The sequence below is a fragment of the Pseudomonas putida genome, from assembly GCF_016406145.1.
Taxonomy (GTDB): Bacteria; Pseudomonadota; Gammaproteobacteria; order Pseudomonadales; family Pseudomonadaceae; genus Aquipseudomonas; species Aquipseudomonas putida_E.
This window is the reverse complement of record NZ_CP066306.1, coordinates 5,365,618-5,381,563: the sequence shown is the minus strand read 5'-3', so window position 1 is coordinate 5,381,563 and position 15,946 is coordinate 5,365,618. Positions and strand designations below refer to the sequence as shown.

The window sequence follows — 15,946 nt, the reverse complement described above, 5'->3', positions numbered from 1 at the left end:
CGACACAAGGCCGCTCCTACAGAGGATTGCGTCTTCATTGAAACTTGCCTATATGTCCAGCTTCGCCCTCAGCAAGGCCGGATGCCATGCCCCACATTCTCATCGTCGAAGACGAAGCCGCCATCGCCGATACCCTGATCTACGCCCTGCAGGCCGAGGGCCACAGCACCGCGTGGGTGACCCTGGGCACCGCGGCCCTGGAGCAGCAGCGCCAGCGGCCGGCCGACCTGGTGATCCTCGACATCGGGCTGCCCGACATCAGTGGTTTTGATACCTGCCGCCAGCTACGCCGCTTCAGCGAGGTGCCGGTGATGTTCCTCAGCGCCCGTGACGGTGAAATCGACCGGGTTGTAGGCCTGGAAATAGGCGCCGACGACTACGTGGTCAAACCCTTCAGCCCGCGGGAGGTGGCGGCCCGGGTGCGGGCGATCCTCAAGCGCATGGCGCCACGGGTCGAGCCACCTGCCGAAACGGCACTGTTCCAGCTCGACACCCTGCGCATGCTGATCAGCTACCGCAGCCAGCCGCTGAGCCTGACCCGCCACGAATTCCGTTTGCTGCAATGCCTGCTGACGCAACCGCAGCGTGTATTCAGCCGCGAACAGTTGCTCGATGCGCTGGGAGTGGCCTCCGATGTGGGTTACGAGCGCACCATCGACAGCCATATCAAGAGCCTGCGCGCCAAGCTGCGGCAGGTGGCTGCCCATGCCGAACCGATCCAGACCCATCGTGGGCTGGGTTACAGCTACAGCCCGGAACACGCCTGATGCGCCTGGGCATTCGGATCTTTCTGGTGTACTTCCTGTTCGTCGGGTTGGCGGGTTACTTCCTGCTCAATACGGTGCGCGAGCAGATTCGCCCCGTAGTACGCCAGTCTTCCGAGGAAACCCTGGTAGACACCGCCAACCTGCTGGCCGAGATCCTTCACGATGACGTCAAGGCCGGCACCCTTGCCCAGAGCCGCCTGCCTGAGGTGCTCAAGGCGTATGGCTTGCGTAGCCCCGGCGCGCAGATCTGGGGCCTGGCCAAGAACCAGGTCAGCCACCGCATCTACGTTACCGATGCCAAAGGCATCGTGCTGCTCGATTCCAGCGGCCAGGACCTGGGCAAGGACTATTCGCGCTGGAATGACGTGTACCTGACGCTGCGTGGCCAATACGGTGCCCGTTCCACCCGCAGCGTGGAAGAGGACGAAAGCACCTCGGTGATGCACGTGGCCGCGCCGATCGTGGACCAGGGCAAGGTTATCGGTGTGGTCACCGTGGCCAAGCCCAACAGCTCGTTGCAGCCGTATATCGACCGTTCCGAACAGCGTTTGCTTGGCCTGGGGTTGGGGCTGATCGGCATGGGGCTGTTGATCGGCGCTGCGCTGTCCTGGTGGCTGGCCCGCTCCCTGCGCAGGCTGGCACGCTATGCGCAGGCGGTCAGCGAAGGCCAGCGCGCTGCGCTGCCTTACTACAAGGGCGGTGAGCTGGCGCACCTGGCAAATGCGGTGGAGCGCATGCGCACACAGCTTGAGGGCAAGGCGTATGTCGAACGCTACGTTCATACCCTGACCCACGAATTGAAGAGCCCGCTGGCGGCTATCCGCGGTGCGTCTGAATTGCTCCAGGGTGATATGCCGGCCGAGCAGCGGGCGCGTTTTGCCGGCAATATCGAGCGCGAAAGCGAGCGGTTGCAGCAGATGATCGAGCGTTTGCTCAACCTGGCGCGGGTCGAGCAGATGCAGGCGCTGGAAGATGAGCAGCAGGTTGCTTTGGCCGCGTTGGTCGATGAGCTGCTGCTGGCACATGCCGCACGCATCGACGCAAGCGGCTTGCAGGTGCGCCAGCGGGTGCCGGCGGGGTTGTGGCTGCTGTGCGATCCGTTTCTCATGCGCCAGGCGCTTGCCAACCTGCTCGACAATGCCCTGGATTTCACCCCGCCGGGCGGCGCGCTGCTGTTCGAGCTGGAGCGCGATGGCGAGCGGGTGGCGCTGAGCCTGTTCAATCAGGGGGAGGCGATACCCGCCTACGCCATCGGCCGGGTTGCCGAGCGTTTCTATTCGCTGCCGCGGCCGGGGAGTGGGCGCAAGAGTACCGGGCTGGGGCTGAACTTTGTGGCCGAGGTGATGCAACTGCATGGCGGGGCGCTGGCGGTGAGCAACGTCGATGGCGGGGTACGCGTCAGGCTCTGGCTGCCGGAGCGGCGCATCAGCTGAGGTCGTCGGGGCCGCTGCGCGGCCCCAAAAAACACCGAATCTCCACACAATCTCCCCAAGGCCTCCACGCAGGGCGCAGACACTGCGCCCACTGCCACAGGAGGCCCCATGAACAAGACCCTCGGTTTCAAGCTCGGCACCATTGCCCTGCTGATTTTGCTGTTGCTGATTCCCCTGTTGATGATCGACAACCTGATCGACGAGCGCCAGAACCTGCGCGACGGTGTGTTGCACGACATCGCCCGTAGCGCCAGTTTTGACCAGCAGATCAGTGGCCCGCTGCTGGTGGTGCCGTACCGCAAGGTGCAGCGCCGCTGGATCGACAAGGACGGCCAGAGCGTGCAGGAAACCAGCACCATCGCCGGCCACTTGTACTTCCTCCCGGAAACCTTCGATGCCGACCTCGGGGTGGACACTGAACTGCGTGCGCGGGGTATCTACCAAGCGCGGCTGTTCCATGCCCAAGGGCGACTTTCGGGTCGTTTCCAGCTGCCGGAGCGCTGGGGTATCGACAAGGACTTCGATGACTACCGTTTCGACAAGCCATTTTTGGTGGTTGGCATAAGCGACATCCGCGGCATTGAAAATGCCTTGGAACTCAACATTGATGACCAGCGCCTGGCGTTTGAAGCCGGTACCGGGCTGGACTGGCTGCGCAGTGGCGTGCACGTCGCGTTGCCGCAACTGGATGGCCAGCAGGCCCGCGCGTTCAACTACGGTTTCGATCTGGCACTGCAAGGCACCGGGCAACTGCACCTGTTGCCGGTGGGGCGCACCAGCAGCGTGGACATGCGCGCCAACTGGCCGCACCCCAGCTTCGTTGGCAGTTACCTGCCCAACCGCCGAGAAATCGACGACAAAGGCTTCAGCGCGCACTGGCAGACGTCATTCTTCGCCACCAACCTTGAAGATGCCCTGCGCCAATGCGCCAGCGGCGGGCAGTGTGCGGAGTTCAGCGAGCGGACCTTCGGGGTAAGTTTCGTCGACCCGGTGGACCAGTACCTCAAGAGTGAGCGGGCGATCAAATACGCGTTGTTGTTCATCGCCCTTACCTTTGCCGGTTTCTTCCTGTTCGAGGTGCTGAAGAACCTCAGTGTGCACCCGGTGCAGTACATCCTGGTGGGGGTGGCCCTGGCGTTCTTCTACCTGCTGCTGCTTTCGTTGTCCGAGCACATCGGGTTTGGCCTGGCATATGGCCTGTCGGCCTCGGCCTGTGTGTTGCTGCTCGGCTTCTACCTGAGCCACGTATTGCACAGCCTGGTGCGTGGAGTGAGCTTTGCGGCGGGTTTGGCGGTGTTGTACGCGATGCTCTATGGGCTGCTCAGTGCCGAGGATTATGCGCTGTTGATGGGGTCGCTGCTGTGCTTTGGCTTGCTGGGTGTGTTCATGGTGCTGACCCGTCGCCTGGACTGGGCGCGGGTGGGGAGGGCGGCATGAGGGAGGACAGAGAGATCGGGCGGTGGTTGGCTCGCAGGATTGGGCAGTTGTTTCCGGTAATACCCCGCTGAGGCCGAGGGTTGCCTTGCAGCCCGATCGCCGGCAAGCCTGCTTCCAAAGGGAGGGAGCAGGCTTGCCGGCGATTGCGGTGTATCAGGTGCCCGGTGCTGTGGCGACCATCGACGGCCGCTTGGCCACCTCGGCATACCACGCTGCCAACCCGGGCTGGCGCTCATGCCAGCCAAAATCAGGCTGACGCAGGTCCAGGTACCCCAGCGCACAGGCTACGCCAATTGCGGCCAGATCAAAGCCTGATATCAGCTCTGCCAAGTGCTCCTGCTCCAGGTTGGCCAGGCTGCGACGGATTTTCTCGCTTTGCGCGTCAAGCCAGCCGTCCCAGCGCTTGTCCTCAGGCCGCAGGACGCTCTCATAGCGGCTGGAAACCGCCGCATCCATGATCGCATCCGCCTGCGACACCAGCGTCATGCGCCGCCAGCGTGCCGAACCCTCGCGCGGCAGCAGCGGCAGGCCGACATGCTGCAGGTCGAGGTATTCGCAGATGACCCGGCTGTCATGCAGCACAGTGCCGTCTTCCAGGCGCAGGGCCGGGATCTTGCCGATCGGGTTGCCGTGGTTGAGCTGGTCGTCACCGCTGACCGGGGTGATGTTCACCCCCCGCAGTGCAACGCGCTCAAGCTGCCCGGTCTCGTGCAGCACGACCATCACCTTGCGCACGAATGGCGACAGCGGTGAGTGGAACAGGGTCATCGTGCTCATCGTCAGTTGCCCTGCAGGCTGGGTGGCAGGCACACGCCGGTGCCGCCGATACCGCAGTAGCCGTCCGGGTTCTTGGCCAGGTACTGCTGGTGGTAAGCCTCGGCGAAGTACACGGTCGGCGCCTGGTCGATTTCGGTGGTGATCTCGCCGTAACCGGCCTTGTTCAGCTCGGCCTGGAAGGCGTCGCGGCTGGCTTTGGCTTCTTCGAGCTGTTGTGGCGAGGTGCAGTAGATGGCCGAGCGGTACTGGGTGCCGACGTCGTTGCCCTGGCGCATGCCCTGGGTCGGGTTGTGCAGTTCCCAGAACATCGCTAGCAACTCGCGGTAGCTGACCTTGTCCTTGTCGAACACCACCAGCACCACTTCAGTGTGGCCGGTCAGGCCCGAGCAGACTTCTTCGTAGGTGGGGTTCGGGGTAAAGCCGCCCGCATAGCCGACCACGGTGCTGACCACGCCTTCACGCTGCCAGAAGCGGCGCTCGGCGCCCCAGAAGCAACCCAGGCCGAAGATGGCGAAGTCGATGCTGCCTTCAAAGAACGGGCCGAGCAGTGGGGTGTCTTTGAATACGTAATGAAACTCGGGCAGGGACATTGGCGTTTCGCGGCCAGGCAGGGCCTGCTCCGCGGTTGGCATGACGTTTTTGTTCACCAGGATTTCCGAACGCAGGACCATGGCCGTTCCTCTGTGTTTTTCAGTTGGACAGGTGTTGGCCTCATCGCCGGCTTGCCGGCTGCCACAGCAATCCCAAAGGTTTGGGTGACTGTGCATTACCTGTGGGAGCCGGCTTGCCGGCGATGAGGCCCGAATGGGTTCTATAGTGCCCGAGGATTTCGCAGCTGTCAGGCCATTGGACCGCGCGGATAGCGCTTGAGTCTTTCGGCCAGCTCTCGCCCCGGGATCGGCCGGTCGAACAGATACCCCTGGCCCACATCGCAACGGTGCCGGCGCAGGAAGGCCAGCTGCTCGGGCGTCTCGATCCCTTCTGCCACGACCTTGAGCTTGAGGTTGTGGGCCATGGCCACCACCGCCGAGGTGATCTCCATGTCGTCCTGGTTGTCGGGGATTTCGTTGATGAAGCTGCGGTCGATCTTGATGATGTCGATCGGGAATTTCTTCAGGTAGCTCAGCGAAGAATAACCGGTGCCGAAGTCATCCATGGCCAGGGTCAGGCCCAATGCCTTCAGTTCGTCGAGCTGACGGTGGGTGTCCTCGGTGGCTTCCAGCAGCAGGCCCTCGGTCAGCTCAAGCTCCAACAGGTGCGCAGGCAGGGCTTCTTCGTGGAGGATCGAGGCGATCGAAGCCACCAGGTCGGGGTCGGAGAACTGCTTGGGCGACAGGTTGATGGCCACGTGCAGGTTGCCCATGCCGGCCTCGCGCAGTTGCTGGCTCATGCGGCACGACTGGCGTACCACCCACTTGCCGATGGGGATGATCAGGCCGGTCTCTTCCGCCACGCTGATGAACTGGTCCGGGCGGATCATGCCGCGCTCTGGGTGGTTCCAGCGCAGCAGTGCTTCCAGCCCCAGCAGGCGGCCGCTGCGCAGGCACAGCTTGGGCTGGTAGAACACCTCTAGCTCGTTCTGCGTCAAAGCGCGGCGCAGGTTGTTCTCGACGAACAGCTTGTAGCTGGCTTCGGCATTGAGCACTTCGGTGAATACCTGCACCTGGTGCTTGCCGTTGGCTTTGGCCTTGTGCAGGGCCAGGCCTGCATTTTTCATCAGGGTGGTCGGGTCACTGCCGTGCAGCGGCGCACAGGCCAGGCCAACCGAGGCGGTCACGTTGATCAGCTGGTTGTCGACGAACATCGGCTTGTCGAGGGTGCGCAGGAGTTGCTGGGCGACGCCCTGGCCGTCTTCCAGGCTGGTGTCGTCGAGCAGCACGGCGAATTCATTACTGGCAAAGCGGGCCAGCACGCCGCCAACGCTGAGGCTGTTGCGCAGGCGCCGGGCCAGGCTGATCAGCAGTTTGTCACCGGTCTGGTGGCCAAGGCTGTCGTTGATCCGCTTGAAGTTGTCGATGTCCACCAGCAGCAGGCAGATCGGGCTCTGGCCATCGCGGGCGAAGCGCTCGTCGAGGCTGCGGATGAAAGCCGGGCGGTTGCCCAGGTTGGTCAGGTTGTCGGTGTAGGCCAGGCGCTCGATGCGTTGCTGGGCCAGCTTGGTCTGGGTGACATCTTCGTAGATGCCGATGTAATGGGTCAGCTCACGGTTATCGCCATACACCTTGGAAATCGACAACTGGCCCCAGTAGGGCTCAAGGTTCTTGCGCCGGCTTTTGAATTCGCCCTGCCAGCTGTTGCCCATGGCCAGGCTCGACGGGGTATCGAACAGCAGTTCGCTGAGGTTCTCCAGCGCTGGCAACTCTGCCAGGTGGTGGCCTTGTACCTCATCGGTGCTGTACTGGGTGATCGCGGTGAAGCTGGGGTTGACGTACTCCACCACGCCGTCGCGGTTCACCAGCAGGAAGGCGCTGGCGCTTTGCTCCACCGCACGCTGGAACAAGTGCAGGGCGCTGGCGGCGGTGCGTCGGTTATGGTTGGTGATGACCTGGGCGAACTGGTCGGCCAACTCACCGGCAAAGGCGATTTCGTCCGACTGCCAGGCCCGCGGCTGGCCGGTCTGCTCCAGGCACAGCACGCCAACCACCTGGCCATCGACGCGGATACTGGCATCGAGCATGGCATTGTTGTCGGCGTACAGGCTTTCGGCCAGTTCACGGGTACGCGGATCGTGGTTGGCGTTGTGGGCATCGATAGCGCGGCTGGCGTGCAGGGCATCCAGATAATCCGGGAAGCGGCTGGCATCGATCGCTTCGGGCAGGCGATGCACTTGCTCATTGCGCAACCAGGCGCTGATCGGCTCCAGACGCTGGTCTTCCAGATGCCAGATGCTGGCGCAGTCCACCTTGTAGATCTCACAGGCGCTGCGGGTAATCAGCTGGGCGGCTTCGAGCAGGGAGTTTTCCGCGCTATAGCGCTGGCGGGCGAGGCGCAGGATCAGGTCCTGCTGGCTGCGCACGCGCTCAAGGTGTTCCAGCTGTTCCTGCTGGGCGCGCTGGTTGAGTTGCAGGGCAAGCTGCAGGCGGCTGTTACGTGATTCGAGGTCGTCGGCGTCCACTTCGACAGCGTCTTCAGGCTGGTCGTCGAGTACCGTCAAAAAACCGCGTAACAGCTGGCGGTTGTGCTGCTTGTAGGCTTCGCCCGCCTCGAGCAGGCGCAGCGCGCGCGGCTGTGCATGCAGGGTGTAGCGCACACGGTAATACCCACGGGTGCTCAGTTGCCGCTGGATCTCGTCATGCAGCCGGTAGCGGGCCTCAGGCTCCATCAGGCTGGCATACGGCGAGTCGATCAGCGCACACAGCTCGGAGGCCTGCAGGCCGAACTGGCGTTCGCAGGCCGGGTCCAGGTAAAGCATTGCCCAGGTGGCTTCGTTGAGCCTTTCGAAACGCAGCATGCCGAGCCGTGAAGGCACGGGAAGCTGCGTGACGACCTCGGCCGCCACACGGCTGGCGGCATCGGGTTGGCTTTTCATCGAAGACTCGCTTGAAGAGGGTGGCGCGGCCTGGGCGGCGGCGCATCTGGCAAGGTTGCATCATGTCCCGGAGGCTGGCAAGCGGCCATGAGGGATGTCATGTATATGTTTTCGGCGGCGGGGCGGGAATCCTTAGGGCTGCGGAAAAACGGTGGCCGCTTTGCGGCCCAATCGCCGGCAAGCCGGCTCCCACAGGTACAGCGTTGGCCTCAGGCTTTGTGGGGTTTCTGTGGGAGCCGGCTTGCCGGCGATTGGGCCCCTGCAGGCAAAAAAAGCCCCGCCAGATGGCGGGGTTGAGGTACGAGCGTGGCAGCTCGAAAAGGGTACCTGCCCCCCGAAGAGGGGCAGGCTGGCTGCGTTTTACAGCAGCATGGTGCGGATATCCGCCAGCACGTCGCCCAGGCGCTTGGTGAAGCGCGCGGCGGCCGCGCCGTTGATCACACGGTGATCGTAGGACAGCGACAGCGGCAACATCAGCTTCGGCTGGAAGGCTTTGCCATCCCAGACAGGCTGCATGGTTGCCTTGGACACGCCGAGGATCGCCACTTCGGGCGCGTTGACGATCGGCGTGAAGCCGGTGCCGCCAATGTGGCCGAGGCTGGAGATGGTGAAGCAGGCGCCCTGCATGTCGTCTGCCGACAGCTTCTTGGTGCGTGCCTTCTCGGCCAGGGCCGCGGCTTCGGCAGCCAGTTGCAGCAGGCTTTTCTGGTCGACGTTCTTGATCACAGGGACCAGCAGGCCGTCCGGGGTGTCCACGGCGAAGCCGATGTGCACGTACTTCTTGCGGATCACGGCTTTGCCGCTTGGCGCCAGCGAGCTGTTGAAGTCCGGCAGTTCCTTGAGCAGGAAGGCGCAGGCCTTGAGCAGCAGTGGCAATACGGTCAGCTTGACGCCAGCCTTCTCGGCCACGGCCTTCTGTGCAACGCGGAAGGCTTCCAGCTCGGTGATGTCGGCGGAGTCGAACTGGGTTACGTGCGGCACGTTCAGCCAGCTGCGGTGCAGGTTGGCGGCACCGACCTGCATCAGGCGGGTCATTGCCACTTCTTCCACTTCACCGAACTTGCTGAAGTCCACCACCGGGATCGGCGGGATGCCGGCGCCGCCGGTCGCGCCAGCAGCTGCCGGTGCGTCCTTGGCCTTCTGCATGACCGACTTGACGTAGACTTGCACGTCTTCTTTCAGAATGCGGCCGTGCGGACCGGTCGCGGTGACCGCGCCCAGGTCTACGCCGAACTCGCGGGCCAGCTGGCGAACAGCAGGGCCTGCGTGAACCTTGGCGTTGCTGCCGGCAGCCGGTGCGGTAGCGACCGGTGCAGGGGCAGCAGCTGGGGCAGCGGCAGCAGGCGCAGCGGCCGGAGCCGCCTCAGCCTTGGCCGGTGCAGCAGCAGCGGCAGGCGCTGGCGCAGCAGCCGGGGCGGCGCCGGCGACTTCCAGTTTGATGATCAGGTCACCGGTGCCAACTTCGTCGTCCAGCTTGGCGATCACTTCCTTGACCACGCCTGCGGCGGGCGAAGGGATCTCCATGGAGGCCTTGTCAGACTCCAGGGTAATCAACGACTGGTCGGCTTCGACGGTGTCGCCGACCTTGACCAGCACTTCGATGATCTTGGCCTTGCCCGACGAGCCGATGTCCGGCACGTGGATGTCCTGCACGCTGGCGGCAGCAGGGGCTGCAGCCGGCGCAGGGGCGGCTTCGGCAGCCGGCTTTTCGGCAGCAGCCGGAGCTGCGGCCGGGGCAGGTGCGGCGGCTGGCGCCTCGGGCGCCGCAGCGCCCTCGGCTTCCAGGACCAGCAACTCGTCGCCTTCTTTCAGGCGATCGCCCAGCTTGACCTTCAGTTCCTTGATGACACCGGCCTTGGGGGCCGGAATTTCCATGGAGGCCTTGTCGGACTCCAGGGTCAGCAGGCTCTGGTCAGCCTCGATACGGTCACCGACTTTGACGAACAGCTCGATGATTTCACCTTCACCGCTGCCGATGTCAGGTACGCGAATGAGTTCGCTCACTTAAAAATACTCCTCAGCAGTCCAGTGGGTTGCGCTTGTCCGGATCGATGCCGAACTTGACGATGGCGTCGGCCACCACCTTCGGTTCGATCTCGCCACGGTCAGCCAAGGCTTCCAGGGCAGCCAGCACCACGAAGTGACGGTCGACTTCGAAGAAGTGACGCAGCTTCTTGCGGCTGTCGCTGCGACCGTAGCCATCGGTACCCAGGACTTTGAACTCTTTGCTCGGCACCCACTGGCGAATCTGTTCGGCGAACAGCTTCATGTAGTCGGTGGAGGCGATGACCGGGCCTTTACGACCGGCCAGGCACTCTTCGACGTAAGTCTGCTGAGGCTTCTGGCCAGGCTTGAGGCGGTTGGCGCGTTCCACGGCCAGGCCGTCGCGACGCAGCTCGTTGAAGCTGGTGACGCTCCACACGTCGGCACCGACGTTGAACTCTTCACGCAGGATCTTCGCGGCCTCGCGGACTTCGCGCAGGATGGTGCCGGAGCCCATCAGCTGAACGTGGTGCGCGGCTTCGCGGGTGTCTTCTTCGAGCAGGTACATACCCTTGATGATGCCTTCCTCGACACCGGCCGGCATGGCTGGCTGCTGGTAGGATTCGTTCATCACGGTGATGTAGTAGAAGATGTCCTGCTGCTCTTCGGTCATCTTCTTCATGCCGTCCTGGATGATCACCGCCAGCTCGTAGCCGTAGGTCGGATCATAGGTGCGGCAGTTCGGGATGGTGCCCGCCATCATGTGGCTGTGACCGTCTTCGTGCTGCAGGCCTTCACCGTTGAGGGTGGTACGGCCGGCGGTGCCGCCGATCAGGAAGCCACGGGTGCGGCTGTCGCCAGCGGCCCAGGCCAGGTCGCCGATACGCTGGAAGCCGAACATCGAGTAGAAGATGTAGAACGGCAGCATCGGCTGGTTGTGGCAGCTGTACGAGGTACCGGCAGCGATGAACGACGACATGGCGCCGGCTTCGTTGATGCCTTCCTCGAGGATCTGGCCCTTCTTGTCTTCGCGGTAGAACATCACCTGGTCTTTATCGACTGGCTCGTAGAGCTGGCCGACCGACGAGTAGATGCCCAGCTGGCGGAACATGCCTTCCATACCGAAGGTACGGGCTTCGTCCGGGATGATCGGAACGATGCGCTGGCCGATGTCCTTGTCCTTGACCAGCTGCGCGAGGATACGCACGAAGGCCATGGTGGTGGAGATTTCGCGGTCGCCCGAGCCGTCCAGGATCGCTTTCAGCGTTTCCAGAGGCGGGGTCGGCACGCTGAAGCTCTTGGCGCGGCGCTGCGGTACGAAGCCACCCAGGGCTGCGCGGCGCTCGGCCAGGTACTTGGCTTCGGCCGAACCTTCTTCGGGCTTGTAGAACGGCAGGCTTTCAAGGTCGGCATCCTTGACCGGGATGTCGAAGCGGTCACGGAAGTGGCGCAGGCTGTCGACGTCGACCTTCTTGGTGTTGTGCGCGGTGTTCTTGGCTTCGCCAGCACCGGTGCCGTAACCCTTGATGGTCTTGGCCAGGATGACAGTCGGTTGCTCTTTGTGGTTGACCGCCTGGTGGTAGGCCGCATAGACCTTGTACGGGTCGTGACCGCCACGGTTGAGCTTCCAGATCTCGTCGTCGGACAGGTCTTCGACCATGGCCTTGAGCTCTGGCGTGTTGAAGAAGTTCTCACGAACGTACGCGCCGTCTTTGGCTTTGTAGTTCTGGTACTCGCCGTCGATGACTTCGTCCATACGGCGCTGCAGGGCACCGTTGGTGTCTTTGGCCAGCAGTGGGTCCCAGAAGCGGCCCCAGACGACTTTGTTGACGTTCCAGCCGCCGCCACGGAACACGCCTTCGAGTTCCTGGATGATCTTGCCGTTGCCGCGAACCGGGCCGTCGAGGCGCTGCAGGTTGCAGTTGATGACGAAGATCAGGTTGTCCAGCTTCTCGCGGCCTGCCAGGGCGATGGCACCGAGGGATTCCGGCTCGTCGCACTCGCCGTCGCCCATGAAGCACCAGACTTTCTGCTTGCCGGCCGGAATGAAACCACGGGCTTCCAGGTACTTCATGAAGCGCGCCTGGTAGATCGCCTGGATCGGGCCCAGGCCCATGGAAACGGTCGGGAACTGCCAGAAGTCAGGCATCAGCCATGGGTGCGGGTACGAAGACAGGCCTTTGCCGTCCACTTCCTGACGGAAGTTGTTCATCTGCTCTTCGTTGATGCGACCTTCCATGAAGGCACGGGCGTAAACGCCTGGCGAAGCGTGGCCCTGGAAGAAGATCAGGTCGCCGCCGTGTTCTTCGGTCGGGGCTTGGAAGAAGTAGTTGAAGCCGATGTCATACAGGGTGGCACTGGAGGCGAAGCTGGAGATGTGGCCGCCCAGGTCCGAATCCTTCAGGTTGGTGCGCATCACCATGGCCAGCGCGTTCCAACGCACCATCGAGCGAATGCGGCGTTCCATGAACAGGTCGCCAGGCATGCGTGCTTCGTGGGTGACAGGGATGGTGTTGCGGTATGGCGTGGTGATCGCGTATGGCAGCTGGGAGCCACTGCGGGTGGCCAGCTCGCCCATGCGGGTCATCAGGTAATGAGCGCGGTCTTCGCCTTCTTTGTCGAGGACCGACTCCAGGGCATCCAGCCATTCCTGGGTTTCGATTGGATCGAGGTCTTGCATGGCTTGCTCCAGGGCGGAAAGGCCACCAGAATCGGGGGCCTGAGTTTGCGACTGGCCTTATGGGCAGACGTCGTGAATTCTTGGATTACCGGAGTGTGACCCGGCGGCGTGTAGTTTTACTACATTTGCTTTCGCATTTCATGCTTTTGCACGGTCGGGATAGTAGTAAAACTACACAAATGCGACGTTTGGTCGCACCTTGGCTTGTGAGGAAAAACGTTCATGTTGGTTGGCGTTGTGCTACGAGCGGGTGATTCTTGATGTTTCATGCCAATGATTCGTTTTTTTCAGCTATTTCCAACTTTTGTACGACAGTCCAACCGGGGGCCGGTTTCCTCGTGGCCGCTTTTTACTCTCACTTTCACGCCGATCAAGGATAGACCATGCGCCTGCCTTTGCCGCTCGAACTGCCTGCCTCCCTGCAACCGCTGGTCGTCCGTAATCGGCAGTTTCTGCTCGATGCCCTGAGCAGCCATCAGGGGCTCGACACCAACGCCTGGAGCCCGGCTCACCGGCAACAGTTCGACCAGGTGGCCGCCGCCAGTGACTTTGTGCTCGGCCTGGCCCAGCGTGAGCCGGCGATGCTGTTTGCCCTATTGGCCAGCGGCGAGATGGACCGCCGTTATACGCCGGGCGAGCTGCGTGGGCACATCGCGGCAGCGGCCCAGGCGGCGTCGAGTGAAGACGAGCTGGCACGCAACCTGCGCCGCGAGCGCAACCGCCAGCAGTTGCGCATCATCTGGCGCGATATCACCCGCCAGGCTGAACTGGGCGAAACCTGTCGCGACCTGTCCGACCTTGCTGACGCGGCGATCGACGAAGCTTATCAATGGCTGTATCCGCGCCACTGCCAGCAGTTTGGTACGCCGATCGGTAACCGCAGTGGTGAACCGCAGCATATGGTGGTGCTGGGCATGGGCAAGCTGGGGGCGGTCGAGCTCAACCTGTCATCGGATATCGACCTGATCTTTGCCTTCCCCGAGGGCGGTGAGACCGAAGGGGTCAAGCGCTCGCTGGACAATCAGGAATTCTTCACCCGTCTGGGCCAGCGCCTGATCAGGGCGCTCGACCCGGTCACCGTCGATGGCTTCGTGTTCCGCGTCGACATGCGCCTGCGCCCCTACGGCTCGGCCGGTTCGCTGGTGCTCAGCTTCAATGCCCTGGAGCAGTACTACCAGGATCAGGGCCGCGACTGGGAACGCTACGCGATGATCAAGGCGCGGGTGGTGGCCGGCGACCAGGCAGCTGGCGCGCAACTGCAGGAGATGCTGCGCCCGTTCGTGTATCGGCGTTACCTGGATTTCTCGGCGATCGAAGCGCTGCGTACCATGAAGCAGCTGATCCAGCAGGAGGTGCGGCGCAAGGGCATGTCCGAGAACATCAAGCTTGGCGCCGGTGGTATTCGTGAAGTGGAGTTCATTGCTCAGGCCTTCCAGCTGATTCACGGTGGGCGTGACTTGAGCCTGCAGCAGCGGCCATTGCTTAAAGTCCTGGCCACCCTGGAGGGGCAGGGTTACCTGCCGCCGGCCGTGGTAGCGGAGCTGCGTGAAGGGTATGAGTTCCTGCGTTATACCGAGCATGCCATCCAGGCCATTGCAGATCGTCAGACGCAGATGCTGCCTGATGACGAGACCGACCGTGAGCGCGTGGCCTATATGCTCGGTTTTGCCGGCTGGCAGAGCTTCCACGATCAGCTGATGCACTGGCGCGGCCGTGTTGACTGGCACTTCCGCCAGGTCATCGCCGACCCTGATGAAGAAGAAGGCGAGGGTGACCTGGTGGTTGGCGGCGAGTGGTCGCCCTTGTGGGAGCAGGCGCAGGATGAGAAGGCCGCCGGGCGTCAGCTGGAAGAGGCCGGTTTCAATCAGCCCGCCGAAGCCTTGCGCAGGCTTGCGGGGTTGCGTGCCAGCCCACAGTTGCGCTCGATGCAGCGCATCGGCCGTGAGCGTCTGGATGCCTTCATCCCGCGTCTGCTGGCCCAGGCGGTTGAGCATGACAACCCTGACCTGGTACTGGAACGTGTATTGCCGCTGGTCGAAGCTGTGGCGCGGCGTTCGGCCTACTTGGTGCTGTTGACTGAAAACCCGGGAGCCTTGCGCCGTCTGCTGACCCTTTGTGCCGCCAGCCCCTGGATCGCCGAACAGATCGCCCGTTACCCATTGCTGCTCGATGAGTTGCTCAATGAAGGCCGGCTGTTCAGCCCGCCGCTGGCCCCGGAGCTGGCCGCCGAGCTGCGCGAGCGGCTGACGCGCATCCCCGAGGACGATCTTGAACAGCAGATGGAGGCCTTGCGCCACTTCAAGCTGGCCCACAGCCTGCGCGTGGCAGCCTCCGAGATCAGTGGCAACCTGCCGTTGATGAAAGTCAGCGACTACCTGACCTGGCTGGCCGAAGCCATTCTCGACCAGGTGCTGGCTCTGGCCTGGCGCCAGACCGTGGCGCGCCACGGCCAGCCCAAGCGCAGCGACGGCAGCCTGTGCGACCCGGGCTTCATCATCCTCGGCTACGGCAAGGTGGGCGGCCTGGAGCTGGGCCACGGCTCGGACCTGGACCTGGTGTTCATCCACGACGGCGACCCGCAGGCGGAAACCGACGGTGCCAAGCCGATCGACAGCGCGCAGTTCTTCACGCGTCTTGGCCAGCGCATCATCCATTTGCTGACCACGCAAACCAACTCAGGCCAGCTTTATGACGTCGACATGCGCCTGCGGCCATCGGGCGCAGCGGGGCTGCTGGTCAGCTCGCTGGGCGCGTTCGAGCGCTACCAGCAGAGCGAAGCCTGGACCTGGGAGCATCAGGCCCTGGTGCGCGCCCGCGTGCTGGTGGGCTGCAAGCAGGTGGCGGCAGCGTTCGAGGGTGTGCGCGCCAAGGTTCTGGGCCAGGCTCGTGATCTGGACAAGCTGCGCAGCGAAGTCAGCGAAATGCGCGCCAAGATGCGCGACAACCTGGGTACCAAGGCCACCGCCGCGGGCACTGCGGCCAATGCCTTCGATGCGGGGATGGCATTCGATATCAAGCAGGATGCCGGCGGTATCGTCGATATCGAATTTATGGTGCAATACGCCGCTTTGGCCTGGTCCCACGACCATCCGGCCATACTGCGCTGGACCGATAACATTCGCATTCTGGAAGAGCTGGAGCAGGCGGGCTTGATGCCGGCCTGCGATGCGGTTTTGTTGCGTGAAGTGTACAAGGCGTTTCGCTCAGCCTCGCACCGCCAGGCCTTGCAGAAGCAGGCCGGGGTGATCGATGCGGCACAGTTTGTCGATGAGCGCCGCGAGGTGCGGCGGATCTGGGGTGAACTGGGATTGGCATGAGATTGTTGGGGCCGCTTTGCGGC

Annotated in this window: 9 protein-coding genes; 4 read left to right on the top strand and 5 right to left on the bottom strand. The window is 63.2% G+C overall.

Annotation, left to right across the window (positions count from 1 at the left end; genetic code table 11):
• Window positions 1-86 precede the first annotated feature (86 nt).
• The 3 genes from creB (at window position 87) to creD (ending at window position 3,637) form a co-directional block, all read left to right on the top strand.
• Window positions 87-767, top strand: a complete 681-nt coding sequence (gene creB / locus JET17_RS24835; protein WP_012316629.1) for a two-component system response regulator CreB — start codon at window positions 87-89, stop codon at window positions 765-767.
• Window positions 767-2,200: a two-component system sensor histidine kinase CreC gene (creC, locus tag JET17_RS24830; protein WP_012316628.1), complete on the top strand. Its 1,434-nt coding sequence runs from the start codon at window positions 767-769 to the stop codon at window positions 2,198-2,200. Before creB ends, creC begins: the two co-directional genes overlap by 1 nt.
• A 108-nt stretch (window positions 2,201-2,308) precedes the next feature.
• Complete coding sequence (creD, locus tag JET17_RS24825; protein ID WP_012316627.1) at window positions 2,309-3,637, top strand: cell envelope integrity protein CreD; 1,329 nt, start codon at window positions 2,309-2,311, stop codon at window positions 3,635-3,637.
• A 153-nt stretch (window positions 3,638-3,790) separates the two neighbouring features.
• On the opposite strand, the gene JET17_RS24820 is transcribed toward creD, so the two are convergent.
• The 5 genes from JET17_RS24820 to aceE all read right to left on the bottom strand — a co-directional run bounded on the left by JET17_RS24820 (window position 3,791) and on the right by aceE (window position 12,606).
• Entirely contained in the window at window positions 3,791-4,414 is a 624-nt protein-coding gene (locus JET17_RS24820; RefSeq protein WP_012316626.1) for a glutathione S-transferase, read from the bottom strand.
• Window positions 4,415-4,416: 2 nt separating this feature from the next.
• Entirely contained in the window at window positions 4,417-5,085 is a 669-nt protein-coding gene (msrA, locus tag JET17_RS24815; protein ID WP_012316625.1) for a peptide-methionine (S)-S-oxide reductase MsrA, read from the bottom strand.
• Between the two features lie 167 nt (window positions 5,086-5,252).
• Window positions 5,253-7,943 carry a putative bifunctional diguanylate cyclase/phosphodiesterase gene (locus JET17_RS24810; protein WP_012316624.1) on the bottom strand — a complete coding sequence of 897 codons (2,691 nt, stop codon included), beginning with the start codon at window positions 7,941-7,943 and terminating at the stop codon, window positions 5,253-5,255.
• 360 nt (window positions 7,944-8,303) lie between these two features.
• On the bottom strand, window positions 8,304-9,947 hold the full coding sequence (gene aceF, locus JET17_RS24805; protein ID WP_012316623.1) for a dihydrolipoyllysine-residue acetyltransferase: 1,644 nt from the start codon (window positions 9,945-9,947) through the stop codon (window positions 8,304-8,306).
• 13 nt (window positions 9,948-9,960) lie between these two features.
• On the bottom strand, window positions 9,961-12,606 hold the full coding sequence (gene aceE, locus JET17_RS24800; RefSeq protein WP_012316622.1) for a pyruvate dehydrogenase (acetyl-transferring), homodimeric type: 2,646 nt from the start codon (window positions 12,604-12,606) through the stop codon (window positions 9,961-9,963).
• A 383-nt stretch (window positions 12,607-12,989) separates the two neighbouring features.
• On the opposite strand from aceE, the gene glnE reads away from it, so the two are divergent.
• On the top strand, window positions 12,990-15,923 hold the full coding sequence (gene glnE / locus JET17_RS24795) for a bifunctional [glutamate--ammonia ligase]-adenylyl-L-tyrosine phosphorylase/[glutamate--ammonia-ligase] adenylyltransferase (RefSeq protein ID WP_012316621.1): 2,934 nt from the start codon (window positions 12,990-12,992) through the stop codon (window positions 15,921-15,923).
• The last annotated feature ends 23 nt before the right edge of the window (window positions 15,924-15,946 follow it).